The 25281-nt window shown below is 62.3% G+C and carries 24 protein-coding genes; 21 read left to right on the top strand and 3 right to left on the bottom strand.

Annotated features, from left to right (window positions below):
• Nucleotides 1-26: 26 nt before the first annotated feature.
• Nucleotides 27-1100 (bottom strand): 23S rRNA (cytidine(2498)-2'-O)-methyltransferase RlmM, encoded by a 1074-nt coding sequence (gene rlmM, locus M1D99_RS20475; RefSeq protein ID WP_186728209.1) that lies wholly within the window; start codon nt 1098-1100, stop codon nt 27-29.
• A gap of 172 nt (nt 1101-1272) precedes the next feature.
• Between rlmM and acnA the strand changes: the two genes are divergently transcribed.
• The 3 genes from acnA (at nt 1273) to M1D99_RS20490 (ending at nt 6760) form a co-directional block, all read left to right on the top strand.
• Complete coding sequence (gene acnA, locus M1D99_RS20480; protein ID WP_458130690.1) at nt 1273-4014, top strand: aconitate hydratase AcnA; 2742 nt, start codon at nt 1273-1275, stop codon at nt 4012-4014.
• A 314-nt stretch (nt 4015-4328) separates the two neighbouring features.
• Nucleotides 4329-5117: a CPBP family intramembrane glutamic endopeptidase gene (locus tag M1D99_RS20485; protein WP_186728206.1), complete on the top strand. Its 789-nt coding sequence runs from the start codon at nt 4329-4331 to the stop codon at nt 5115-5117.
• Between the two features lie 77 nt (nt 5118-5194).
• Nucleotides 5195-6760, top strand: coding sequence for a methyl-accepting chemotaxis protein (locus M1D99_RS20490; RefSeq protein ID WP_186705241.1), 1566 nt, complete (start codon nt 5195-5197; stop codon nt 6758-6760).
• A gap of 191 nt (nt 6761-6951) precedes the next feature.
• Here the strand turns inward: M1D99_RS20490 and M1D99_RS20495 are convergent, their stop codons facing one another.
• Complete coding sequence (locus M1D99_RS20495) at nt 6952-7641, bottom strand: alpha/beta family hydrolase (RefSeq protein ID WP_434571376.1); 690 nt, start codon at nt 7639-7641, stop codon at nt 6952-6954.
• 96 nt (nt 7642-7737) lie between these two features.
• On the opposite strand from M1D99_RS20495, the gene ccoN (M1D99_RS20500) reads away from it, so the two are divergent.
• From ccoN (M1D99_RS20500) to M1D99_RS20585, 18 genes are all read left to right on the top strand, one after another.
• The gene (ccoN, locus tag M1D99_RS20500) at nt 7738-9162 is read left to right on the top strand and encodes a cytochrome-c oxidase, cbb3-type subunit I (protein WP_186705242.1); all 1425 of its coding nucleotides are present in this window, start codon (nt 7738-7740) and stop codon (nt 9160-9162) included.
• A gap of 10 nt (nt 9163-9172) precedes the next feature.
• Nucleotides 9173-9781, top strand: a complete 609-nt coding sequence (gene ccoO / locus M1D99_RS20505) for a cytochrome-c oxidase, cbb3-type subunit II (RefSeq protein WP_053120686.1) — start codon at nt 9173-9175, stop codon at nt 9779-9781.
• A gap of 5 nt (nt 9782-9786) precedes the next feature.
• Nucleotides 9787-9987, top strand: a complete 201-nt coding sequence (locus tag M1D99_RS20510; RefSeq protein WP_186705243.1) for a cbb3-type cytochrome oxidase subunit 3 — start codon at nt 9787-9789, stop codon at nt 9985-9987.
• Entirely contained in the window at nt 9984-10937 is a 954-nt protein-coding gene (gene ccoP, locus M1D99_RS20515) for a cytochrome-c oxidase, cbb3-type subunit III (protein ID WP_186728205.1), read from the top strand. The genes M1D99_RS20510 and ccoP (M1D99_RS20515) overlap by 4 nt, the downstream gene beginning before the upstream one ends.
• 481 nt (nt 10938-11418) lie before the next feature.
• Nucleotides 11419-12861: a cytochrome-c oxidase, cbb3-type subunit I gene (ccoN, locus tag M1D99_RS20520; RefSeq protein WP_053120682.1), complete on the top strand. Its 1443-nt coding sequence runs from the start codon at nt 11419-11421 to the stop codon at nt 12859-12861.
• The gene (ccoO, locus tag M1D99_RS20525; RefSeq protein WP_072407855.1) at nt 12861-13469 is read left to right on the top strand and encodes a cytochrome-c oxidase, cbb3-type subunit II; all 609 of its coding nucleotides are present in this window, start codon (nt 12861-12863) and stop codon (nt 13467-13469) included. Before ccoN (M1D99_RS20520) ends, ccoO (M1D99_RS20525) begins: the two co-directional genes overlap by 1 nt.
• 5 nt (nt 13470-13474) lie before the next feature.
• Nucleotides 13475-13660 (top strand): CcoQ/FixQ family Cbb3-type cytochrome c oxidase assembly chaperone, encoded by a 186-nt coding sequence (locus M1D99_RS20530; protein ID WP_003183474.1) that lies wholly within the window; start codon nt 13475-13477, stop codon nt 13658-13660.
• A complete protein-coding gene (ccoP, locus tag M1D99_RS20535; protein WP_186705245.1) occupies nt 13657-14640 on the top strand; it encodes a cytochrome-c oxidase, cbb3-type subunit III in 984 nt (327 codons plus the stop codon). Before M1D99_RS20530 ends, ccoP (M1D99_RS20535) begins: the two co-directional genes overlap by 4 nt.
• A gap of 152 nt (nt 14641-14792) precedes the next feature.
• Nucleotides 14793-15047 (top strand): type II toxin-antitoxin system Phd/YefM family antitoxin, encoded by a 255-nt coding sequence (locus M1D99_RS20540; protein WP_186705246.1) that lies wholly within the window; start codon nt 14793-14795, stop codon nt 15045-15047.
• Nucleotides 15048-15458: a PIN domain-containing protein gene (locus M1D99_RS20545; RefSeq protein ID WP_458130691.1), complete on the top strand. Its 411-nt coding sequence runs from the start codon at nt 15048-15050 to the stop codon at nt 15456-15458. It abuts the gene before it with no gap.
• Between the two features lie 427 nt (nt 15459-15885).
• A complete protein-coding gene (gene ccoG, locus M1D99_RS20550; RefSeq protein WP_458130692.1) occupies nt 15886-17301 on the top strand; it encodes a cytochrome c oxidase accessory protein CcoG in 1416 nt (471 codons plus the stop codon).
• A gap of 11 nt (nt 17302-17312) precedes the next feature.
• Complete coding sequence (locus tag M1D99_RS20555; protein ID WP_186705249.1) at nt 17313-17852, top strand: FixH family protein; 540 nt, start codon at nt 17313-17315, stop codon at nt 17850-17852.
• Nucleotides 17853-18048: 196 nt separating this feature from the next.
• On the top strand, nt 18049-20499 hold the full coding sequence (locus tag M1D99_RS20560; RefSeq protein ID WP_458130693.1) for a heavy metal translocating P-type ATPase: 2451 nt from the start codon (nt 18049-18051) through the stop codon (nt 20497-20499).
• Between the two features lie 24 nt (nt 20500-20523).
• On the top strand, nt 20524-20742 hold the full coding sequence (ccoS, locus tag M1D99_RS20565; RefSeq protein WP_003183505.1) for a cbb3-type cytochrome oxidase assembly protein CcoS: 219 nt from the start codon (nt 20524-20526) through the stop codon (nt 20740-20742).
• On the top strand, nt 20735-21418 hold the full coding sequence (locus M1D99_RS20570) for a sulfite exporter TauE/SafE family protein (RefSeq protein ID WP_186705251.1): 684 nt from the start codon (nt 20735-20737) through the stop codon (nt 21416-21418). The genes ccoS and M1D99_RS20570 overlap by 8 nt, the downstream gene beginning before the upstream one ends.
• 271 nt (nt 21419-21689) lie before the next feature.
• On the top strand, nt 21690-23072 hold the full coding sequence (gene hemN / locus M1D99_RS20575; protein ID WP_434571389.1) for an oxygen-independent coproporphyrinogen III oxidase: 1383 nt from the start codon (nt 21690-21692) through the stop codon (nt 23070-23072).
• A gap of 94 nt (nt 23073-23166) precedes the next feature.
• Nucleotides 23167-23901 (top strand): fumarate/nitrate reduction transcriptional regulator Fnr, encoded by a 735-nt coding sequence (gene fnr, locus M1D99_RS20580; protein WP_434571391.1) that lies wholly within the window; start codon nt 23167-23169, stop codon nt 23899-23901.
• A 76-nt stretch (nt 23902-23977) separates the two neighbouring features.
• Entirely contained in the window at nt 23978-24526 is a 549-nt protein-coding gene (locus M1D99_RS20585; RefSeq protein WP_003183509.1) for an adenine phosphoribosyltransferase, read from the top strand.
• A 127-nt stretch (nt 24527-24653) separates the two neighbouring features.
• On the opposite strand, the gene recR is transcribed toward M1D99_RS20585, so the two are convergent.
• Nucleotides 24654-25256 carry a recombination mediator RecR gene (recR, locus tag M1D99_RS20590; RefSeq protein ID WP_003183510.1) on the bottom strand — a complete coding sequence of 201 codons (603 nt, stop codon included), beginning with the start codon at nt 25254-25256 and terminating at the stop codon, nt 24654-24656.
• Nucleotides 25257-25281: the final 25 nt, after the last annotated feature.

A 25281-nucleotide genomic window follows, 5' to 3' on the forward strand; every position in this document is an offset into this window, starting at 1 on the left:
TCGCCACAAAAGCTCGCTCCATAGCTTCAGCGGGACTTCGGCTTTTTGGTATCCAGCCGCCGCAGATGGCACGTCACTTCCTCGCGGTCGTGGTACAGCTGCTTGCAACCGATTTCAACCTGGATACCCCGGGCCTTGAAACCCTCGGCGATGCGTTCGAGCAGGCGTTTCACCTCGGCATAACGCTGTTTCATAGGCAGCTTGAGGTTGACCACAGCCTCGCGGCAATGCCCTTCGCCAATCCACTCCTCCAGCATCGCCGCGTTGCGCGCGGGCTTTTCGACGATGTCGCAGACCATCCAATCCACCGGCTGCTTGGGCTTGAACGTGAAGCCGTCCGCCATCAGATGCTGCACCAGGCCGGTATCCATCAGGCTTTCGGCCATCGGGCCGTTGTCGATGGCCGTCACCAGCATGCCGCGGTTGACCAGTTGCCAGGTCCAACCGCCCGGCGCGGCGCCGAGGTCCACGCCGGTCATGTCACTGTGCAGGCGCTCGTCCCACTGGTCCCGGGGGATGAAATGGTGCCAGGCTTCTTCGAGCTTGAGGGTGGAGCGGCTTGGCGCCTCCCGGGGGAACTTGAGGCGCGGGATGCCCATCGGCCACATCGCCGAATTATCCGCGTCCGCCAGGCCCAGGAAGACTTCGCGGCCACTCTTGAAGGTCAGCAGCAGGCGCGGCTTGCGCGGATCGTCCACCAACTTGCCAGCCCCGCTCAACGCCTTGCGCAGCGGGCCTTCGAATTTCTTGCAGAAGTTCGACAGTTCCTTGCCGTCATTGGTGTCGACCACCTCGAGCCATAAGCTGCCACAGACTGGGAAGCCGCTCATGTGGGCCAGGATGACGCTGATACGGTCGGTTTCCGGCAAGTCAATGAACGTGCCCCGCGCCCACTGGCGCGGGAAAATCAGCTCGGCAAAACGCTGCCCACGCATCAGCCGTTCGGCGCCGTCCTCTTGCGTGCAGACAAATTCGGCGCAGGCGCTGGCCGGCTTGGCCTTGGCATAGCCGGCCACGTTGAGCCGAGCCGCATGTTCGGCGATCTCGGAACAGACCTCGCCTTCGAAGCCCGGCCGGCAGTGCATAAAAAGCGTGTTCATTGAAACTCCGTAGCAAAGCCTGTCACGAAAACCGCCGCATGATAGCGGAGTTCGGAACCGCGAACCTTGCAATAGAGTCCAGTGATTAGTCATACGCTCAAAACAGGGCTAGGTTAAAGGCTCTGTCCGTTCCGTCAGTCCGTAGCCGTGCGGACTCAAAGGAGTGATTTCAATGCCGTCCCTCGATAGCCTGAAAACCCTTAAAACACTGCAAGTCGACGCCAGGACCTACCACTATTTCAGCCTGCCGGATGCCGCCCGAAGCCTGGGCGACCTCGACAAACTGCCCATGTCCTTGAAAGTGCTGCTGGAAAACCTGCTGCGCTGGGAAGATGAAAAAACCGTCACCGGCGCCGACCTCAAGGCCCTGGCCGGTTGGCTCAAGGAGCGCCGCTCCGACCGCGAGATCCAATACCGCCCCGCACGGGTGCTGATGCAAGACTTCACCGGCGTGCCCGCCGTAGTCGACCTGGCCGCCATGCGCGCCGCTGTGGAAAAGGCCGGCGGCGACCCCCAGCGGATCAACCCGCTGTCCCCCGTGGACCTGGTGATCGACCACTCGGTGATGGTGGACAAGTTCGCCAGCAGCCAGGCGTTCGAGCAGAACGTCGACATCGAAATGCAGCGCAACGGCGAACGCTACGCCTTCCTGCGCTGGGGCCAGAGCGCCTTCGACAACTTCAGCGTGGTGCCGCCGGGCACCGGCATCTGTCACCAGGTCAACCTCGAATACCTGGGTCGCACCGTGTGGACCAAAGAAGAGGACGGCCGCACCTACGCCTTCCCGGATACCCTCGTGGGCACGGATTCCCACACCACCATGATCAACGGCCTCGGTGTACTGGGCTGGGGCGTCGGGGGGATCGAGGCGGAAGCAGCGATGCTGGGTCAACCGGTGTCGATGCTGATTCCCGAAGTCGTTGGCTTCAAACTCGTCGGCAAACTGCGCGAAGGCATCACCGCCACCGACCTGGTGCTGACCGTCACGCAGATGCTGCGCAAGAAAGGCGTGGTGGGCAAATTCGTCGAGTTCTATGGCGACGGTCTGGCCGACCTGCCGTTGGCAGACCGCGCCACCATTGCCAACATGGCCCCGGAATACGGCGCCACCTGCGGATTCTTCCCGGTGGATGAGGTGACCTTGGACTATCTGCGCCTGTCCGGGCGTCCGGCTGACACCGTGAAGCTGGTGGAGGCCTATTGCAAGGCCCAGGGCCTATGGCGCCTGCCCGGCCAGGAACCGGTGTTCACCGATACGCTGGAGCTGGACATGGGCAGCGTCGAGGCCAGCCTCGCCGGCCCTAAACGCCCTCAGGACCGGGTCTCGCTGCCCAATGTCGGCCAGGCCTTCAGCGACTTCCTGGGATTGCAGGTCAAACCCACCAGTAAGGAAGAAGGCCGCCTGGAAAGTGAAGGCGGCGGTGGCGTCGCGGTGGGCAACGCCGACCAGGTAGGCGAAGCCGAGTACGAATACGAAGGCCACACCCATCGCCTGAAAAACGGCGCGGTGGTGATTGCCGCGATCACCTCGTGCACCAACACCTCCAACCCCAGCGTCATGATGGCCGCCGGGCTGCTGGCGAAAAAAGCCGTGGAAAAAGGCTTGGTTCGCAAGCCTTGGGTCAAGAGCTCCCTGGCACCGGGCTCCAAGGTGGTCACCGATTACTACAACGCGGCCGGCCTGACCGAATACCTGGATAAACTCGGTTTCGACCTGGTGGGCTATGGTTGCACCACCTGCATTGGCAACTCCGGGCCGTTGCCGGACCCCATCGAGAAAGCCATCCAGAAAGCCGATCTCACCGTGGCCTCGGTCTTGTCGGGCAACCGCAACTTCGAAGGCCGAGTGCACCCACTGGTGAAGACCAACTGGCTGGCCTCGCCGCCATTGGTGGTCGCCTATGCCCTGGCCGGCACGGTGCGCATCGACATCAGTAGCGAGCCGCTGGGCAACGACCGGGACGGCAAACCGGTGTACCTGCGGGACATCTGGCCCAGCAGCCAGGAAGTCGCCGCCGCCGTGGCCCAGGTCAATACCAGCATGTTCCACAAGGAATACGCCGCTGTGTTTGCCGGTGACGAGCAATGGCAGGCTATCGAGGTGCCGCAAGCGGCCACCTATGTCTGGCAGGACGATTCGACCTATATCCAGCATCCACCGTTCTTCGACGACATCGGCGGGCCGCCACCGGCGGTCAGGAACGTCGAGGGCGCCCGAGTGCTGGCCCTGCTGGGGGACTCGGTAACCACCGACCACATCTCCCCGGCCGGTAACATCAAGGCCGACAGCCCGGCCGGTCGTTACCTGCGCGAACAGGGCGTGGAGCCACGGGACTTCAACTCCTACGGTTCACGGCGTGGCAACCATCAGGTGATGATGCGCGGCACCTTCGCCAACATCCGCATCCGCAACGAAATGCTCGACGGCGAAGAAGGCGGCAATACGATCTACATTCCCAATGGCGAACGCATGCCGATCTACGACGCCGCCATGCTGTACCAGGTCGCGGGCACGCCGCTGGTGGTGATCGCCGGCCAGGAATATGGCACCGGGTCGAGCCGGGACTGGGCGGCCAAGGGCACCAATCTGTTGGGGGTCAAGGCGGTGATCGCAGAAAGCTTCGAGCGCATCCATCGCTCCAACCTGGTGGGCATGGGCGTGCTGCCGTTGCAGTTCAAGCTCGACCAGAACCGCAAGAGCCTGAACCTCACGGGCAAGGAAACCCTGGACATCCTCGGCCTCAATGACGTCGAACTGACGCCGCGCATGAACCTGCCCCTGGTCATCACCCGGGAGGATGGCAGCCAGGAGCGAATCGAAGTGCTGTGTCGGATCGATACCTTGAATGAAGTGGAGTATTTCAAGGCCGGCGGGATTCTTCACTATGTCTTGCGACAATTGATTGCTGCTTGAAATTGTGGGAGCGGGCTTGCTCGCGAAGGCGGTGAAACAGTCAACATTGATGCTGCCAGGCACACCGCTTTCGCGAGCAAGCCCGCTCCCACAGGTTCTGCGCCTCGCTGACTGTTATTCACCTCTTAACGGGCGATGTTTTGTATCGACCCGCCTATAATCCCGCCGGCACTCACGGAACAGAGTCAGCCAAACCGCCAGCCCCTCCTGCGCATGAATCTGCATGGACACAAATGTGCTCTTTGCGCGACACAGTGGCGTCGAAGACCCGACGGCCGCCCTCGCCCAGAGTTCTCCCGCTAAAAGGATGTTGTATGCCCGCTCTATCCTGGCTTCACCTGGCCCTTCTTTCCACCGGCTATGGCTTGTCGCTGCTCTACGGCCAGTTGGCCTGGACCGCGGCCATCTCGGTTGCGCTGCTGCTGTTCGCCGGGTATGCGGTTCGCCAGCAACAGACACCGGTTGGCCAGTTTCTCGGGCATGCGCTGTTCATTGTCATGGCCCTGGCATTGGCCCTGCACTGGATGCCTGGCTTCTTTAACGGCCGGGCCATCGCCCCCCAGCGTTTGACCGATGATGCCGTGCCGTTTGCCATGTACCTGAACCAGGACAAGCCGCTGATCGGTTTCTGGCTATTGCTGGCCTGCCCCTGGATCGTCGGCCGGCGCTCACTGCGCCTGTCCGTCCAGGCCACGGCACTGGGCTTGGGGCTGAGCGCGGTGCTGGCCCTCGGCGGGGCTGTGCTGCTGGGCATGGTCCACTGGGCGCCGAAGTGGCCGGATCACGCCTGGTTGTGGACCGCTAATAATCTTTTATTGGTCACGATCGTGGAGGAAGCGCTGTTTCGTGGCTACATTCAGGGGGGATTGAGTCGACGCTTCAAACATTTGGCCCAAGGCGACAACCTGGCGCTGCTCCTGGCCTCGCTGCTGTTCGGCCTGGTGCATGCCGGCGCGGGCTGGCAGTGGGTGCTGTTGTCGGGCCTGGCGGGCGTCGGTTACGGCCTGGCGTATCGTTTTGGCGGCCTGGGCGCGGCGGTCGCTACGCATTTTCTGCTCAACCTGCTTCATTTCGCCCTCTTTACCTACCCGATGCTGGCGTGATAGCGACAGGCAAAAATAACTTCAACTAAAACCTGACGACGCCGACAACCTTTCAAAGCCTTGCGGATCTACACACCATGCGTAACAACCAACCCGTCACACAACGCGAAAGGACCTTCCCGGCCCAGCAACGATTGATTTCCACCACCGACACCAAGGGTGTGATCACTTACTGCAACGATGCTTTCGTTGAAGTCAGCGGGTATTCGAAGGAAGAACTGATCCGTGCGCCGCACAATCTCGTGCGCCATCCCGATGTCCCCTCCGCCGTGTTCGCGCACATGTGGGGCACACTGAAACAAGGCTTGCCATGGATGGGCATCGTCAAGAATCGCTGCAAGAGCGGTGACCATTACTGGGTCAACGCCTATGTCACGCCCGTGTTCGAGGGCAACCAGGTGGTCGGCTACGAGTCGGTGCGGGTCAAGCCCACCGCCGAGCAGATCGGCCGCGCCGAAGCCCTCTATCAACGCATCAATCAGGGCAAGTCCGCAGTGCCGGGCAGCGACAAGTGGTTGCCGATACTGCAGGACTGGCTGCCGTTCATCCTGGTCAGCCAGCTGGGCTTCGTCGTCGGCGCGTTTCTGAATTCTTCCTGGGGCTTTGCCCTGGCTGCCCTGCTGTCGGTGCCCTTGGGGCTGATGGGCCTGCAATGGCAGCAACGCGGGATCAAGCGCCTGCTGCGCCTGGCCGAACAAACCACCTCCGACCCGCTGATCGCGCGGATGTACACCGACAGCCGCGGCGTCCAGGCACGCCTGGAGATGTCGATTCTCAGCCAGCAAGCGCGCCTGAAAACCTGCCTGACCCGCCTGCAGGACACCGCCGAACACCTCAACGACCAGGCTCGCCAGTCCAATACCCTGGCCCACGACAGCTCCAGCGGCCTGGAACGTCAGCGGGTGGAAACCGAACAGGTCGCCACGGCCGTCAACCAGATGGCGGCAACGACCCAGGAGGTCGCCAGCCACGTGCAGCGCACCGCCGATGCCACCCAGGAAGCCAATCGCCTGACCAGCCGCGGCCGCGACATCGCCGGGGAGACCCGCGAAGCCATCGAGCGGCTATCGGTGGTAGTGGGTGAGACCGGTCAAACCGTCACCCAACTGGCCAAGGACAGCGACGAGATCGGTGGCGTGGTCGACGTGATCAAAGGCATCGCCGACCAGACCAACCTGCTGGCCCTCAACGCGGCCATCGAAGCGGCCCGTGCCGGCGAGATGGGCCGCGGCTTTGCCGTGGTGGCCGACGAGGTAAGGCAACTGGCGCAACGCACCAGCGAGTCCACCGGGCAGATCCACGCGCTGATCGCCAAGCTCCAGCAGACCGCCACCAACGCCGTGCAAACCATGGACGCCGGCAACCGCCAGGCCGAAGAAGGCGTGGCGCGGGTCATGGAAGCGGACCAGGCGTTGGTGGGCATCAGCGAAGCCGTGGCGCATATCACGGACATGGCCACCCAGATCGCCGCTGCCACCGAGGAACAAAGCTCAGTGGCCGAGGAGATCAGCCGCAACATCAGCAACATCTCGGAACTGGCCGACCAGACTTCGGGACAGGCCCACAGCTCGGCGCTGCTCAGCGAAGAGCTGACCCGGACAGCCAATACGCAGTATTCGTTGGTGGAGCGGTTCAACCGCTGATAGATGCCTGCCCAATAAAAAACCGGGAAGGTGTTGCTTCCCGGTTTTTTATTGCCAATTCAAAAGTGGTGTCGCTTTATGAACCATCTTCGCGAGCAAGCCCGCTCCCACAGGGGATTGCAGTTCTTCATGCGAACGCATTCTAAAATGTGGGAGCGGGCTTGCTCGCGAAGAGGCCAGGACAGGCGCTATCAATCCTGAAGAAACGCCGCCACCTTGCCTGCAGCAGCCTCCAAATGCTGCTCATGACTAAACCCCGAAACCTTCAGCGGCTTGAGGTCATGATCCCCCGCCACCAACCACAACACCTCGATGCTGGGTGACAAGGTGTAGCCCTGCACCGCCTCCCGATTACCCAACGCATCCCGCTCGCCCTGGACGATCAAGGTGCGCGTCTTCAATGCCGCCAGATGCTCGACCCGCGGTTTCTCCGGCTTGCCCACCGCGTAGAAGGGATAGCCCAGGCATACCAGCGCATCGGCGCCCAGCTCATCGGCCAGCAGGCTCGCCATGCGCCCCCCCATGGACTTGCCGCCAATGGCCAGCCGCCCAGCGACATAAGGCCGCACCTTGGCGTACACCTCTCGCCAGCATTCGAGCAGCTTGGGCGCCGGGTTCGGTGGACGCTTGCCGCCATCCAGACGCCGCTGGGCCATGTAGGGAAACTCGAAGCGCAACACGTTGACACCTTGTGCAGCAAGGCGTGCGGCCATTTCCTCCATGAAGCCGCTGTCCATCGGCGCACCGGCACCGTGGGCCAGGATCAGGGTCGGTGGTTCGGCGCACACCCCGGGCCGCGCGACCGTCCACAACCAGCCATGTTGCTCCACGCACCGCGCCCATTGATCCCCGTCAATACTGGCCTTGTGCTGTTTGTCCATGCTTGCCTCGCTTTTAGTCTGCCTATAACTCCAGGCGAAGAACGCCGCACTGCCTTGCGCAGGCGCTCACTTCGGCTGAACCGTGGATGGGGAACCATGAACACTTCTATCAGTACCGCCTACAACTACAAGGTGGTCCGCCAATTCGCCATTATGACGGTGGTGTGGGGCATCGTCGGCATGGGGCTCGGGGTTTTTCTCGCAGCCCAATTGGTCTGGCCGCAGCTCAACTTCGATTTGCCCTGGACCAGCTTCGGCCGCCTGCGCCCGCTGCACACCAACGCGGTGATCTTCGCCTTCGGCGGCTGCGCGTTGTTTGCCAGTTCGTTCTACTCGGTGCAACGCACCTGCCAAACCCAGCTGTTTGCGCCGAAAATCGCCGCGTTCTGCTTCTGGGGCTGGCAACTGGTGATCCTGCTGGCGGCCATCAGCCTGCCGCTGGGCTACACCAGTTCCAAGGAGTACGCCGAACTGGAATGGCCGATCGACATCCTGATCACCATCGTCTGGGTCGCCTACGCCATTGTGTTCTTCGGCACCGTGGCCAAGCGCAACACCAAGCACATCTATGTCGGTAACTGGTTCTTCGGCGGGTTCATCCTGACCGTGGCGATCCTGCACATCGTCAACAACCTGGAACTGCCGGTGAGCTGGACCAAGTCCTACTCGGTGTACGCCGGGGCCACGGACGCGATGGTGCAATGGTGGTACGGGCACAACGCCGTAGGCTTTTTCCTCACCGCAGGCTTCCTGGGGATGATGTATTACTTCGTGCCGAAGCAGGCCGAACGCCCGGTGTATTCCTATCGCCTGTCCATCGTCCACTTCTGGGCGCTGATCACCCTGTACATCTGGGCCGGCCCGCACCACCTGCACTACACCGCGCTGCCGGACTGGGCACAGTCCCTGGGCATGGTGATGTCGCTGATCCTGCTGGCACCGAGCTGGGGCGGCATGATCAACGGCATGATGACCCTCTCGGGCGCCTGGCATAAGTTGCGCAGCGACCCGATCCTGCGGTTCCTGGTGGTGTCCCTGGCGTTCTACGGCATGTCGACCTTCGAAGGTCCGATGATGGCGATCAAGACCGTCAACGCCCTTTCCCACTACACCGACTGGACCATCGGCCACGTGCATGCCGGCGCGCTCGGCTGGGTGGCGATGATTTCCATCGGCGCGCTGTACCACATGATCCCGAAAGTCTTCGGCCGGCCACAGATGCACAGCATCGGCCTGATCAACGCGCACTTCTGGCTCGCAACCATCGGCACCGTGCTCTACATCGCCTCGATGTGGGTCAACGGCATCGCCCAGGGCCTGATGTGGCGGGCGGTGAACGAGGACGGCACGCTCACCTATTCCTTCGTCGAAACCCTGGTGGCCAGCCACCCAGGCTTCGTCGTGCGGTTGGCGGGCGGGGCGATCTTCCTCATCGGCATGCTGCTGATGGCCTACAACACCTGGCGCACCGTGCGGGCCTACCAGCCTGCCGAAGCCGCCGCTGCCGCGCAGATGGCCTGAGGAGTCCGCCATGAAACACGAAACAATCGAAAAAAACGTCGGCCTGCTGATGCTGCTGATGGTCCTGGCCGTGAGCATTGGCGGCCTGACCCAGATCGTGCCGCTGTTCTTCCAGGACGTGACCAACAAGCCGGTGGACGGCATGAAGCCCTACACCGCCCTGCAACTGGAAGGCCGCGACATTTACATCCGTGAAGGCTGCGTCGGCTGCCATTCGCAGATGATCCGTCCGTTCCGCGCCGAGACCGAGCGCTACGGCCACTACTCCGTCGCTGGCGAAAGTGTCTGGGACCACCCGTTCCTGTGGGGTTCCAAGCGTACCGGGCCAGACCTGGCACGGGTCGGCGCGCGCTACTCCGATGATTGGCACCGCGCTCACTTGTACAACCCGCGCAACGTCGTGCCGGAGTCGAAAATGCCGGCCTACCCCTGGCTGGTGGCCCAGGCCGTGGACAGCAGCCACACCGAAGGCAAGCTGCGCGCCATGCGCACCCTCGGCGTGCCGTACACCGACGACGACATCGCAGGCAGCGTGGCCTCGCTCAAGGGCAAGACCGAAATGGACGCGCTGGTGGCCTACCTGCAAGTGCTCGGCACTGCCATCAAGAGCAAGAGGTGAGCCTGATGTTCTTTGAAATGAGCACTGGAATGATCCGTGGGCTGGGCACCGTCGTGGTGTTCATCGCCTTCATCGGCCTGATCCTGTGGGTGTTCAGCAGCAAGCGCGGACCGGAGTTCGCCCAGGCGCGCCTGCTGCCGTTCGCCGACGAGCCACCCGCCGATCTCACCCCCCAAGACCCTGCAACAAGGAGTACCCGGCCATGACCACCTTCTGGAGTACGTGGATCTGCGTACTGACCCTCGGCAGCCTCATCGGCCTGACCTGGCTGCTGATCGGCACCCGCAAGGGCGAGACCAAGGGCAGCGTCGACCAGACCATGGGCCACAGCTTCGACGGCATCGAGGAATACGACAACCCACTGCCGCAGTGGTGGTTCCTGTTGTTCGCCGGCACCCTGGTGTTTTCCGTCGGTTACCTGGTCCTCTACCCGGGCCTGGGCAACTGGAAAGGCATCCTGCCCGGGTACGAGAACGGCTGGACCGGCGCCCATGAATGGGAAAAGGAAATGGCCAAGGCCGACGCCAAGTTCGGGCCGATTTTCGCCAAGTTCGCGGCCATGCCCGTGGAAGAAGTCGCCAAAGACCCACAGGCCTTGAAGATGGGTGGCCGCCTGTTCGCCTCCAACTGCTCGGTCTGCCACGGCTCGGACGCCAAGGGTGCCTTCGGCTTCCCGAACCTGGCCGACAGCAACTGGCGCTGGGGCGGCGGCGCCGAGACCATCAAGGCGACCATCATGGGCGGGCGCATGGCGGCGATGCCGGCCTGGGGCGAAGTGCTGGGGGAGTCCGGGGTCAAGAACGTGGCCGCCTATGTTCGCCACGACCTGGCCGGCCTGCCTTTGCCGGCGGACAGCGGTGCCGACCTGCAAGCCGGCCAGCAGGCCTTCAACACCACCTGCGTTGCCTGCCACGGCGCCAACGGCCAGGGCACCGAAGCCATGGGGGCGCCGAACCTGACGCAACCGGCCGGCTTCATCTACGGCACCAGCCTGACCCAGTTGCAGCAGACCATTCGCCATGGACGCCAAGGCCACATGCCGGCACAGAATGAGTTGCTGGGCAATGACAAGGTGCAACTGCTCGCGGCTTATGTCTACAGCCTGTCCCAGGGTGTCGGCACCGAGCGCCTGCAAGCGGAACACAAAAGCGAATAAATCCTGACCACACGAACAGCCGCATTCATCTGGATGCGGCTGTTCCGTGCCCCTGCGCGACTCATTGTCGCACCCTCCCATAGTCTTTCTTTCGGTTCCCCTGAATCAGGTCTAAGCTTGCCTTTGCGTGCGCTGGCGACTGCCGGTTTCAGGTCGATCCGACCCGATGCGTTCGACAATCGTTCGACAAAAAGGCCGCAAAGGCAGGTGAATACCGGCCGTTGCGACAGTTGCCTGGCATCACCCGAACGCCGTGTTCGAACACACCCCGTTACAACCGACCTGACCCCCTCGCCTCTTTCCTTCGTTGCGACATTTTGCCGAGGGCCAATTTTGTCCCTACACCGAACAGGGAAAGGCCGCAGAATCAGCTTTGGAAAGCATTGACCCAGGTCATGGCGCGTTGCAATGACCCCCCGCTTTCTCCATACTTGCGACCGATTTTTATCCTAATAAAACACCCAAACCGTGGAACCTTAGAATGAGCACAGCAATCAGTCCGACTGCTTATAACTATAAGGTAGTCCGCCAGTTCGCCATCATGACGGTGGTCTGGGGGATCCTTGGCATGGGGCTCGGTGTCTTCATCGCCTCGCAACTGGTCTGGCCGGAGTTGAACTTCGATCTGCCATGGACGACATTTGGACGCCTGCGCCCGCTGCACACCAACCTGGTGATCTTCGCCTTCGGTGGTTGTGCGTTGTTTGCCACTTCTTACTACGTCGTGCAGCGAACCTGCCAAACGCGACTGATTTCCGACAGCCTCGCCGCCTTCACCTTCTGGGGTTGGCAAGCGGTGATCGTCGGCGCGATCGTGACCTTGCCAATGGGTTTCACCACCACCAAGGAATACGCGGAACTGGAATGGCCCCTGGCTATCCTGCTGGCGATCGTCTGGGTGACCTACGGTTTGGTGTTCTTCGGCACCATCGTCAAGCGCAAGACCAAGCACATCTACGTCGGTAACTGGTTCTACGGTGCCTTCATCGTCGTGACCGCCATGCTGCACATCGTCAACCACGCCTCCCTGCCGGTCAGCTTCTTCAAGTCGTACTCGGCCTATTCGGGCGCGACCGACGCGATGATCCAGTGGTGGTACGGCCACAACGCCGTGGGTTTCTTCCTGACCACCGGCTTCTTGGGGATGATGTACTACTTCGTGCCGAAACAGGCCGAGCGTCCGATCTATTCCTATCGCCTGTCCATCGTCCACTTCTGGGCGCTGATCACCCTGTACATCTGGGCCGGCCCGCACCACCTGCACTACACCGCACTGCCAGACTGGGCACAATCCCTGGGCATGGCGATGTCGATCATCCTGCTGGCGCCAAGCTGGGGCGGCATGATCAACGGCATGATGACCCTGTCGGGTGCCTGGCATAAATTGCGCACCGACCCGATCCTGCGCTTCCTGGTGGTATCCCTGGCGTTCTACGGTATGTCGACCTTCGAAGGCCCGATGATGGCCATCAAGACCGTCAACTCCCTGAGCCACTACACCGACTGGACCATCGGCCACGTACACGCCGGTGCACTCGGTTGGGTTGCGATGATTTCCATCGGCGCCATCTACCACATGATCCCGAAACTGTTCGGTCGTGCGCAGATGCACAGCACCGGTCTGATCAACGCGCACTTCTGGCTCGCGACCATCGGCACCGTGCTCTACATCGCCTCGATGTGGGTCAACGGCATCACCCAAGGCCTGATGTGGCGTGCGATCAACGACGACGGCACCCTGACCTATTCGTTCGTCGAAGCGCTGCAAGCCAGCCACCCTGGCTTCATCGTGCGTGCCCTGGGCGGCGCGTTCTTCGCCAGCGGCATGCTGTTCATGGCCTACAACGTGTACCGCACCGTTCGTGCCTCTGACCCGGCTGAAGCTGAAGCCGCCGCCAAGATCGCCGTAGTTGGAGCTCACTGATGAAGCACGAAGCAGTAGAGAAGAATATCGGCCTGCTGGCCTTCTTCATGGTCATCGCCGTGAGCATCGGCGGCCTGACCCAGATCGTTCCGCTGTTCTTCCAGGATGTGACCAACAAGCCGGTCGAAGGCATGAAGCCGCGTACCGCCCTTGAACTGGAAGGCCGTGACATCTATATCGCCAACGGCTGTGTCGGCTGCCACTCGCAGATGATCCGTCCGTTCCGCGCCGAGACCGAACGCTACGGCCACTACTCCGTTGCCGGCGAAAGCGTCTGGGACCACCCGTTCCTGTGGGGTTCCAAGCGTACCGGCCCGGACCTGGCCCGCGTTGGCGGCCGCTACTCCGACGACTGGCAGCGTGCGCACTTGTACAACCCGCGCAACGTGGTGCCTGAGTCGAAAATGCCGGCCTACCCGTTCCTCGTAGAAAACAAGCTCGACGGCAAAGACACCGCCAAGAAAATGGAAGTCCTGCGTGCCTTGGGCGTGCCTTACACCGACGAAGACATCGCCGGTGCCAGGGATGCCGTCAAGGGCAAGACTGAAATGGACGCGCTGGTGGCCTATCTGCAAGGCCTGGGCACCATCATCAAAAGCAAACGGTGATTTAGATGGATATCGGGATGATTCGTGGCCTGGGCACCGTCGTCGTGATGGTGGCCTTCATTGGTCTGGCCCTGTGGGTGTTCAGCCCCAAGCGCAAGTCGGAGTTTGACGACGCGACCTTGCTGCCGTTCGCGGATGATCCCGAAGCCATCAAGCACGTCGAGCAAGCTTCTAGGAGTAACAAAGAATGACTACATTCTGGAGTCTGTACGTCACAGTCCTCAGCCTGGGAACGATCTTCGCCCTGACCTGGCTGCTGCTGTCGACCCGCAAGGGCCAGCGTAGCGAAGCCACCGAAGAGACGGTTGGCCACTCCTTCGACGGGATCGAGGAGTACGACAACCCGCTGCCGAAATGGTGGTTCATGCTGTTCGTGGGCACCATCATTTTCGCCCTCGGTTACCTGGTGCTCTACCCTGGCCTGGGCAACTGGAAAGGCCTGCTGCCAGGCTATAACTACCTGGACACCGAAAAGCAGACCGCCTTCGCCAACGGCCAGACCGGCTGGACAGGCGTTCATGAGTGGGAAAAGGAAATGGCGCGCTCGGACGCCAAGTTCGGTCCGATCTTCGCCAAGTTCGCCTCCATGCCGATCGAAGAAGTCGCCAAGGACCCACAAGCCCTGAAGATGGGTGGCCGCCTGTTCGCCTCCAACTGCTCGGTTTGCCATGGTTCCGATGCCAAGGGTGCCTACGGTTTCCCGAACCTGACCGACGCCGACTGGCGCTGGGGCGGTGAGCCGGAAACCATCAAGACCACCATCATGGGCGGCCGTCACGCCGTGATGCCGGGCTGGGCTGCCGTGGTGGGCGAACAAGGCGTGGCCGACGTGGCCGCCTACCTGGTGACCGGTCTGCACGGTCGCAAACTGCCCGAAGGCGCCAAGGCCGATCCGGCCAACGGCCAGAAACTGTTCGCGGCCAACTGCGTGGCCTGCCACGGTCCTGCCGGCAAGGGCACGCCCGCCATGGGCGCACCTGACCTGACGCATCCAGCGGGTTTCATCTACGGTTCGAGCTTCGCTCAACTGCAGCAGACCATCCGCTACGGTCGCCAGGGCCAGATGCCGGCCCAGGCCGACCTGCAAGGCAACGACAAGGTCCACCTGCTGGCGGCCTATGTCTACAGCCTGTCTCACGGCGAAAAGGCTCCGGCCGCTGACGCCCAGTAAGACAAGTCGCTGATACACGAAAGGCCCCGCCAATCCGATTGGCGGGGCCTTTTTATTACCGGCGGGAAAACCTGGGCAAAGCTGTTGCGCTTGCGGCCTCTCCACACCAGTAGTAACGTGCCTACATTCGAACTGAACATGAGGGCACGCCCATGTCCATCACCACCCTCTCCAGCCGTGAATTCAACCACGACACAAGTGGTGCCAAAAAAGCCACCCGCGAAGGGCCGGTGATCATCACCGACCGTGGCAAGCCGGCCCATGTGCTGCTAAGCATTGAGGAGTACCAGAAACTGACCGGCCTCGGCACCAGCATTGTCGAGTTGCTGCTCATGCCCGATGCGCCGGACATCGACTTCGAGACCGAGCGCGCCGTCATCACGCCTCGCTCGGTGGACCTGTCCTGAATGTTTCTACTCGATACCAACGTCATTTCCGAACTGCGCAAATCCCAGGCAGACAAGAACGTCCAGGCCTGGGCGCGCAGCGTTCCCGCGCCCAGCCTGTACGTCTCGGCGATTACCGTACTGGAACTGGAAACCGGCGTGCTGCGCTTCGAACGCAAGGACCCGACGCAAGGCAGCCGCTTGCGGGCCTGGCTGGATGATCATGTGCTGCCGGCCTTTGCTGGCAGGATCCTGGCCGTGGACCGTGCCGTCGCGCTGCGCTGCGCTCGCCTGCATGTGCCTGGCCGCAGCAATGAATGTGATGCATTGATCGCCGCGACCGCGCTGGTCCATGGGTTGACCGTGGTGACCCGCAACGTGAGTGATTTCCAGGGCTGCGGCGTGGCAGTGCTCAATCCGTGGGTTGGCTGATGTCTATTTGGCAGTCACTACAAGGTGGCCTTTTTGTGGCGAGGGAGCTTGCTCCCGCTGGGTGGCGAAGCCGCCCCAGAAAATCGCCAGGCTTTTCCAGGTCAGACCGCACCAGCCTGATTTACGACGGCTGCGCCGCCGAGCGGGAGCAAGCTCCCTCGCCACAGAAGGCCTCCTCGCCACGAACAGGGGAGCCCTCAGAACGTGGCCTTCGTTTCGCCAACGCCATCGACTGTCTATAGTCAATTGATCTGGATCATGACTTGTTACATCCGCTACACCATTCGACCCAGACGCCCAACGCGACCAAAGGTCGCACCCTTGAGCCAGAGCGACAGGCGTATCATTGCGCCACTGCAACACCCTTTCTGACCGAGGTCGGCACGTACTGGCCCCGGCACTTTTCCACTGCCGTGGGATGCAATTGATGAGCAACCAGATTCCGGTACATGACGTTACCCCGCCTGCCAAGGACGCTAACAAAAGCGTCGACCTGTATGCCTCTCGGGAAAAAATCTACACCCGCGCTTTCACCGGCCTGTTTCGCAACCTGCGGATGGTGGGCGGAGCGTTCCTGTTCCTGCTGTATTTCGGTACGGTCTGGTTGAACTGGGGCGGCCATCAGGCCGTCTGGTGGAACCTGCCGGAACGCAAGTTCTTCATTTTCGGTGCGACGTTCTGGCCCCAGGATTTCATCCTGCTCTCCGGGATGCTGATCATTGCCGCGTTTGGCCTGTTTTTCATCACGGTCTATGCCGGACGGGTGTGGTGCGGCTACACCTGTCCACAAAGCGTGTGGACCTGGATCTTCATGTGGTGCGAAAAAGTCACCGAAGGTGACCGCAACCAGCGCATCAAGCTCGACAAGGCGCCCATGGGTGCCAACAAATTCCTGCGCAAGTTCGCCAAGCACAGCCTGTGGCTGCTGATCGGCTTCGTCACCGGTGTGACCTTCGTCGGTTACTTCACGCCGATCCGCGAACTGGTGTTCGAGTTCTTTACCGGCCAGGCCGATGGCTGGTCGTATTTCTGGATCGGCTTCTTCACTCTCGCCACCTACGGCAACGCCGGCTGGCTGCGTGAACAGGTGTGCATCTATATGTGCCCTTACGCGCGTTTCCAAAGCGTGATGTTCGACAAGGACACCTTGATCGTGTCCTACGACCCGCGTCGTGGCGAAAGCCGTGGCCCGCGCAAGAAGGGCGTGGACTACAAGGCCCTGGGTCTTGGCGACTGCATCGACTGCACCATGTGCGTCCAGGTCTGCCCCACCGGCATCGACATCCGCGACGGCCTGCAGGTCGAGTGCATCGGCTGCGCGGCCTGCATCGACGCCTGCGACAACATCATGGACAAAATGGATTATCCCCGCGGCCTGATCAGCTACACCACCGAACACAACCTCTCAGGGCAGAAAACCAATAAACTGCGCCCACGCCTGATCGGTTATGCGCTGGTGTTGCTGACGATGATCAGCCTGCTGGCGGCGGCGTTCTTCATGCGCTCGCTGGTGGGGTTCGATGTCAGCAAGGATCGCGTGCTGTACCGTGAAAACGCCGAAGGCCGGATCGAGAACGTCTACAGCCTGAAGATCATGAACAAAGACCAACGCGACCATACGTACATCCTGGACGCCGTTGGCCTGCCCGACCTCAAGCTGCAAGGTCGCCGGGAAATCAAGGTCGCGGCCGGCGAGATCTACAGCCAGCCGGTCGAGCTGTCCAGCGCACCGGAACAACTGCCATCAAGCGCCAACGAGGTGACGTTCATCCTCAAGGACGCCGATGATGAAAGCGTACATGTCGAAGCCAAGAGCCGGTTCATCGGCCCACAAACTCGTTGAGAGAAATGAACATGCCTGCAGCAACCGCCACCAGCCCTTGGTACAAGCACCTCTGGCCGTGGATCATCATTGCGATCCTGAGCTGCTCGGTGACACTGAGCCTGACGATGGTGACCATTGCGGTGAACAACCCCGACAATCTGGTCAATGACAACTATTACGAAGCCGGCAAGGGCATCAACCGCTCGCTGGAGCGCGAACTGCTGGCCCAGACCCTGCAACTGCATGCCAATGTGCAACTGGATGACGTGACCGGCGAAGTGAACCTGCGCCTGAACGGCGACAGCCGTCCCCAGACCCTGGAACTGAGCCTGATCTCGCCGACCCAACCGGAGAAGGACCGCAAGATCGTCCTGACCCGCAACGACAGTGAGCCGGGGCGCTACGTCGGCCAGTTGACGGACAAGATCGAAGGCCGGCGCTTTGTCGAATTGCTGGGGGTGGAGCACGACAAGACCTGGCGCCTGTTCGAAGAAGAGCAAATCAACCACGACCAGGCCATCCTGCTGGGCGATGAACCGCTGCAAGGCGCTGAAGACCTGAAAAAATAAGCTGCTGTTGTGGCGAGGGAACTTGCTCCCGCTGGGCTGCGAAGCGGCCCTGAAGCCTGAGTCCCGGCGCTATCAGGCTCCATCGTGTCGGCTGCTTTGGGCCTGCTACGCAGGCCAGCGGGAGCAAGCTCCCTCGCCACAAAAAGCGCCCTCACTTGTAGCAAGCTCCTTCCACAAAGGCCTTCATGCGATACCCATGACCACTCCACAACCCTGCTACCACTGCGCCCTGCCCGTTCCCCCCGGCAGTCGCTTCACCGCCGTTGTCCTCGGTGAAACCCGCGAGCTGTGCTGCCCGGGCTGCCAGGCGGTGGCCGAAGCGATTGTCGCCGGCGGCCTGGAAAGTTATTACCAGCATCGCAGTGAAGCATCGGCCAACCCCGAATCCCTGCCCGTCCAGTTGACCGATGAACTGGCGCTGTACGATCGCCCTGACGTACAGCAATCATTCGTGCGCCATGAAGGCGAACTGGCCGAAACCACCCTGTTGATGGAAGGCATCAGTTGCGCCGCCTGCGGCTGGTTGATCGAAAAACAGCTGCGCAGCCTGCCGGCCGTGGCCGAGGCGCGGTTGAACCTGTCCAACCATCGCCTGCATGTGCGCTGGGCCGATGCCCAATTGCCGCTGAGCACGCTGCTCGCCGAATTGCGCCAGATCGGCTACGTAGCGCACCCGTACCAGGCCGACCAGGCCTGTGAACAACTCGCCGCACAAAACCGCCTGGCCCTGCGCCAATTGGGCGTGGCCGGCCTGTTGTGGTTCCAGGCGATGATGGCGACCATGGCCACCTGGCCGGAATTCAACATCGACCTGAGCCCGGAGATGCACACCATCCTGCGCTGGGTCGCCCTGTTTCTCACCACGCCCATCGTCTTCTACAGCTGTGCGCCGTTCTTCAAAGGCGCCCTGCGCGACCTGCGCACCCGCCACCTGACCATGGACGTTTCGGTGTCCCTGGCCATCGGCAGCGCCTACATAGCAGGTATCTGGACATCGATCACCGGCGTCGGCGAGTTGTACTTCGATGCCGTGGGCATGTTCGCCCTGTTCCTGCTGGCCGGCCGTTACCTGGAGCGCCGGGCCCGGGAGCGCACGGCGGCCGCCACCGCCCAGCTGGTCAATCTGTTGCCGGCCTCGTGCCTGCGCCTGGCGGATGACGGCCAGAGCAAACGTATCCTGCTCAACGAATTGCGCACCGGCGACCGCGTGCTGGTACATCCCGGGGCGGTCCTGCCGGCCGATGGCAAGATCCTTGAGGGTCAATCCAGCATCGACGAATCGCTGCTGACCGGTGAATACCTGCCACAGCCTCGGCAAGTGGGCGATGCGGTCACCGCGGGCACGCTGAATGTCGAAGGCGCCTTGACCGTCGAAGTGCTGGCCCTCGGGCAAGACACCCGGCTGTCGGCCATCGTGCGTCTGCTGGAGCGGGCCCAGGCCGAAAAACCGCGACTGGCGGAAATCGCCGATCGCGCCGCCCAATGGTTCCTGTTGTTCTCCCTGGTCGCGGCGGCGGCCATCGGCTTGCTGTGGTGGCAACTGGATGCCTCGCGGGCCTTTTGGATCGTCCTGGCGATGCTGGTTGCCACCTGCCCCTGCGCGTTGTCCCTCGCCACGCCGACCGCCCTGACTGCGGCCACCGGCACCTTGCACAAACTTGGCCTGCTGCTGACGCGCGGCCATGTGCTGGAGGGCCTGAACCAGATCGACACGGTGATTTTCGACAAGACCGGCACCCTCACCGAAGGCCGCTTGGCCTTGCGCGCCATTCGGCCACTGGCGGGCCTCGACAGCGATCAGTGCCTGGGCTTGGCCGCGGCCTTGGAAAACCGCTCTGAACACCCCATCGCCCGGGCGTTTGGCCGCGCGCCGTTGGCCGCCGAGCAGGTGCACAGCACCCCGGGGCTGGGGCTGGAAGGCCAGGTGGCGGAACAGCGCCTGCGCATCGGCCAACCCGGTTTTGTCTGCGAGCTGAGTGACGCCACCGTACCGCAAATGCCGGAGGAAGCCGGGCAATGGCTGTTGCTAGGCGATGAGATCGGGCCGCTGGCCTGGTTCGTCCTCGATGACCGCTTGCGCGTCGATGCCCCGGCCCTGTTGGCGGCCTGCAAGGCACGAGGCTGGCGAACGCTGCTGCTGTCGGGCGACAGCTCACCGATGGTCGCCAGTGTCGCGGCCGAGCTGGGCATCGATGAGGCCCGCGGCGGCCTGCGTCCAGACGACAAGCTGGCGGTGTTGCAGCAGCTACACCAACAAGGCCGCAAGGTGTTGATGCTCGGCGATGGCGTGAATGATGTGCCGGTCCTGGCGGCGGCGGACATCAGTGTCGCCATGGGCTCGGCCACCGACCTGGCCAAGACCAGTGCCGACGCCGTGCTGCTGTCCAACCGCCTCGAGGCCCTGGTCCACGCCTTCAGCCTGGCCCGACGCACGCGCCGGGTGATCGTCGAGAACCTGGTGTGGGCAGGGCTGTACAATGGCCTCATGTTGCCGTTCGCCGCCCTCGGCTGGATTACGCCGGTGTGGGCCGCGGTCGGCATGTCCATCAGTTCGTTGACCGTGGTGTTGAATGCCTTGAGGCTGACCCGCCAACCGAAGGCGCAGGTGTTCGCCGCCACGCCCGATACCCGTCCGCTGCCGGCCTGAGCCGCGCGGACATGGAGTTCCGACATGCCAGCTCTCTACGTGATGATTCCGGCCGCGCTGCTGATCGTGGCCATCGCCGTGTACATTTTTTTCTGGGCCGTGGACAGCGGCCAGTACGACGATCTCGACGGTCCGGCCCACAGCATTCTGTTCGACGACCAGGACCCGAACCACAAGGCAGCGGTGGACGAAGCCAGTGGCGAGGCCCGCAAGCCGGACGACAAGGCCCCGCCCCATGCTTGACCTGGCGCCATTGCTGGTATCGGCGGTCATTCTTGGCCTGCTCGGTGGCGGCCATTGCCTGGGCATGTGCGGTGGCCTGATGGGCGCCCTCACCCTGGCGATCCCCAAGGAACAGCGCAGTCGGCGCTTTCGGTTACTGCTGGCGTACAACCTGGGGCGGATCCTGAGCTACGCCACCGCTGGGCTGCTGATCGGCCTGGCGGGATGGGCCGTGTCCAACAGCCCGGCCGCGATGATCATGCGGGTGCTCGCCGGCTTGCTGTTGATCGCCATGGGCCTGTACCTGGCGGGCTGGTGGAGCGGCCTGACCCGCATCGAAAGCGTGGGGCGTGGCTTGTGGCGGCACATCCAACCCGTCGCCAACCGCTTGCTGCCGGTGTCGAGCCTGCCCCGGGCCTTGCTGCTCGGCGCCCTGTGGGGCTGGCTGCCGTGCGGGTTGGTCTACAGCACCCTGCTCTGGTCCGCCAGCCAGGGCAATGCCTTGGACAGTGCCTTGCTGATGCTTGCCTTCGGCCTGGGCACCTGGCCGGTGCTGCTCGCCACCGGCCTGGCCGCCGAGCGCATCACCGCCCTGTTGCGCAAACGCAGCGTGCGCATGGCCGGTGGCTTGTTGGTGATTATTTTCGGGGTATGGACACTGCCGGGGCCGCATCAGCATTGGCTCATGGGGCATTAATGATTTCAGTCCAGACAACTCAAAACCCTGTGGCGAGGGAGCTTGCTCCCGCTGGCCTGCGAAGCAGGCCCCAACACTCCTCAGGTAGAACGCATTAGCTGATATTGCGACTGCTGCGCAGCCGAGCGGGAGCAAGCTCCCTCGCCACGGGTTTTGAGTTGTCTGGACTAACATCATCGACAGCTCCGATGCGCCGTTGACGCAAATCAAAACAGCCTCGACCACAGCCCCCTAGACTCGCCCCATGCCAGCCTATCCGGGGAACACCCGCATGCTCGACGCCATCCGTTGGGACTCAGACCTGATCCGCCGCTACGACCTGGCGGGACCACGCTACACCTCGTACCCGACTGCGGCGCAGTTCGGCGGCCAGGTGGGCACCTTCGACCTGCTCCATGCCCTGCGTGACAGCCGCAAGGCCCGGCGGCCGCTGTCGCTGTATGTGCACGTACCGTTCTGCGCAAACATTTGCTACTACTGCGCCTGCAACAAGGTCATTACCAAGGACCGGGGCCGCGCCCACGCCTACCTCCAACGCCTGGAACAGGAAGTCCAGCTGATCGGCTGCCACCTGGACCCGACCCAGCGCGTCGAACAATTGCACTTTGGCGGCGGCACCCCGACGTTCCTCAGCCATGACGAACTGCGGCAATTGATGGCCTCGTTGCGCAAGCACCTGAACCTGCTGGACGACGATTCCGGCGACTACAGCATCGAGATCGATCCCCGGGAAGCCGATTGGTCGACCATGGGCTTGTTGCGAGAACTGGGTTTCAATCGGGTCAGCATCGGCCTGCAAGACCTGGACCCGGCCGTGCAACGCGCCGTCAATCGCCTGCAAAGCCTGGAAGAAACCCGCGCGGTGGTCGAGGCTGCCCGGACCTTGCAGTTCCGTTCGATCAACATCGACCTGATCTACGGGCTGCCCAAGCAGACTCCGGACAATTTCGCCCGCACCGTCGAAGAAGTGATCCACTTGCAACCGGACCGCCTCTCGGTGTTCAACTACGCCCACCTGCCGGAACGCTTCATGCCCCAGCGGCGCATCAACAGCCAGGACTTGCCAAACCCGGAGCAGAAGCTGGCGATGCTGCAAGGCACCATCGAACAGTTGACCGCCGCCGGCTACCGCTACGTCGGCATGGACCACTTCGCCCTGCCCGACGACGAGCTGGCCATCGCTCAGGAAGAGGCCACGTTGCAGCGCAATTTCCAGGGCTACACCACCCATGGCCATTGCGACCTGATCGGCCTCGGCGTGTCCGCCATCAGCCAGATCGGCGACCTGTACTGCCAGAACAGCAGTGACCTGAACCATTACCAGAACACCCTCGCCGACGGGCAACTGGCAACCAGTCGAGGACTGACCTGCACGGCCGACGATCGGTTGCGACGTGCGGTGATCCAGCAACTGATCTGCCATTTCCACCTGGCGTTCGCGGACATCGAGCACCGTTTCAATGTCGATTTTCGCGGTTACTTCGCGCCGCTGTGGCCGCAATTGCAGGCCATGGCCGAGGATGGGCTGATCGAGTTGGATGACATCCACATCCGGGTACTGCCCGCTGGGCGCCTGCTGGTGCGATCCGTGTGCATGGTGTTCGATGCCTATTTGGAGCAGCACAATCGCCAACGTTTCTCCCGGGTCATTTGAGCGCGACAATTTGACGACGACACCGCACTGGCTGGAGTGTCTGCTCTGGGGTACCCTTACGCCTTATGTGTGTTTTCCCACAAGGATTTAAGAAATGTCCGAGCCCGTCAAACTGCGCGCCCACAACCAGGCCCATTGCAAGGATTGCAGCCTGGCCCCCCTCTGCCTGCCACTTTCGTTGAATCTGGACGACATGGACGCGCTGGACGACATCGTCAAACGAGGCCGCCCGTTGAAAAAAGGTGAATTCCTGTTTCGCCAGGGCGACGCGTTCGATTCCGTCTATGCCGTGCGCTCGGGCGCCTTGAAAACCTTCAACTTGAGCGACGGCGGCGAAGAACAGCTCACCGGTTTCCACTTGCCCAGCGAACTGGTGGGCCTGTCGGGCATGGACACCGAGACCCATCCGGTCTCGGCCCAGGCGCTGGAAACCACCTCGGTATGCGAAATCCCCTTCGATCGCCTGGACGAGCTGGCCATACAGTTGCCGCAACTGCGTCGCCAGTTGATGCGAGTCATGAGCCGGGAAATCCGTGATGATCAGCAGATGATGTTGCTGCTCTCGAAAAAAACCGCTGACGAGCGGATCGCCACGTTCCTGGTCAACCTCTCGGCACGCTTCCGCGCCCGCGGGTTCTCGGCCAACCAGTTCCGCCTGAGCATGTCGCGCAACGAAATCGGCAACTACCTGGGCCTGGCGGTGGAAACCGTGTCCCGGGTATTCACGCGTTTCCAGCAGAACGAGCTGATTGCCGCCGAAGGCAAGGAAATTCACATTCTCGACCCGATCCAGCTCTGCGCCCTGGCTGGCGGCTCGATCGACGGCTGATGAACCTGCGCGGCTGAGGGATTGGCCTCGCCGCGCTATACTGCCGCGTTTGCAGCCCTGCCAGGACACCTCGACGATGGTCTTTGACTCCTTCGACATCAAATCCCTGATCCGCCCCGTGATCGACTTCCCCAAGCCCGGCGTGATCTTTCGCGACATTACTCCACTGTTCCAATCCCCGACCGCCCTGCGCCTGGTCATGGACAGCTTTGCCCACCGCTATGTCGAGGCAGAGTTCACTCACATTGGCGCAATGGATGCTCGCGGCTTCCTGATCGGCTCGATCCTGGCCTATCAGTTGAACAAGCCGCTGGTGTTGTTCCGCAAGCAAGGCAAGCTGCCGGCCGACGTGCTGGCCGAGGGTTACCAGACCGAATACGGTGAAGCCTTCCTTGAAGTGCACGCCGACAGCCTGTGCGAAGGTGATTCGGTGGTGATGTTCGATGACCTGATCGCCACCGGTGGCACGCTGATCGCCGCCGCCAACCTGATTCGCCGCATGGGCGCCAAAGTCCACGAAGCCGCGGCGATCATCGACCTGCCGGAACTGCTCGGCTCCCAGCGTCTGGAAGACATGGGAATTCCAACGTTCTGCCTGACGCAGTTTTCGCTTAGCGAGAAATAACCTTCGAGCAACAGTTACCTGTGGGAGCGGGCTTGCTCGCGAAAGCGGAGTGTCAGTCAATATAATCGCTTGCTGATCCACCGCTTTCGCGAGCAAGCCCGCTCCCACATTAGCTTTGGGGTGGCTGTTACAAGGCGATCGGCTTACGCCCCGCAAACGAATGCGCCAGCGTCCCGCCGTCCACCAATTCCAGCTCCCCACCCAGCGGCACGCCGTGGGCGATGCGGGAGGCGACCAAGCCTTTGTTGCTCAGCAATTGGGCGATGTAATGGGCGGTGGCTTCGCCTTCGACCGTCGGGTTCGTGGCGAGGATGACTTCCGTGAACGTGCCCGCCTCTTCGATCCGTGCGATCAACTGTGGGATGCCAATGGCTTCAGGCCCCAAGCCATCGAGTGGGGACAAATGGCCCTTGAGCACGAAATAACGGCCACGGAAACCGGTCTGCTCCACCGCATACACATCCATCGGCCCTTCCACGACGCAGAGCAGGCTGTCGTCCCGACGCGGATCGGCACATTGCGGGCAGAGGTCGTCTTCGGTGAGGGTGCGGCATAAACGGCAATGCCCTACGCCCTCCATGGCCTGGCTCAAGGCCTGGGCCAGGCGTGAACCGCCGCTGCGATCACGCTCGAGCAATTGCAACGCCATGCGCTGGGCAGTTTTCTGACCTACACCCGGCAACGTTCGCAGGGCATCGATCAGTTGGCGAATCAAAGGGCTGAAGCTCATGGAGGAAATGTCCGACATAACAACG

Source organism: Pseudomonas sp. R3-41, from assembly GCF_054161485.1.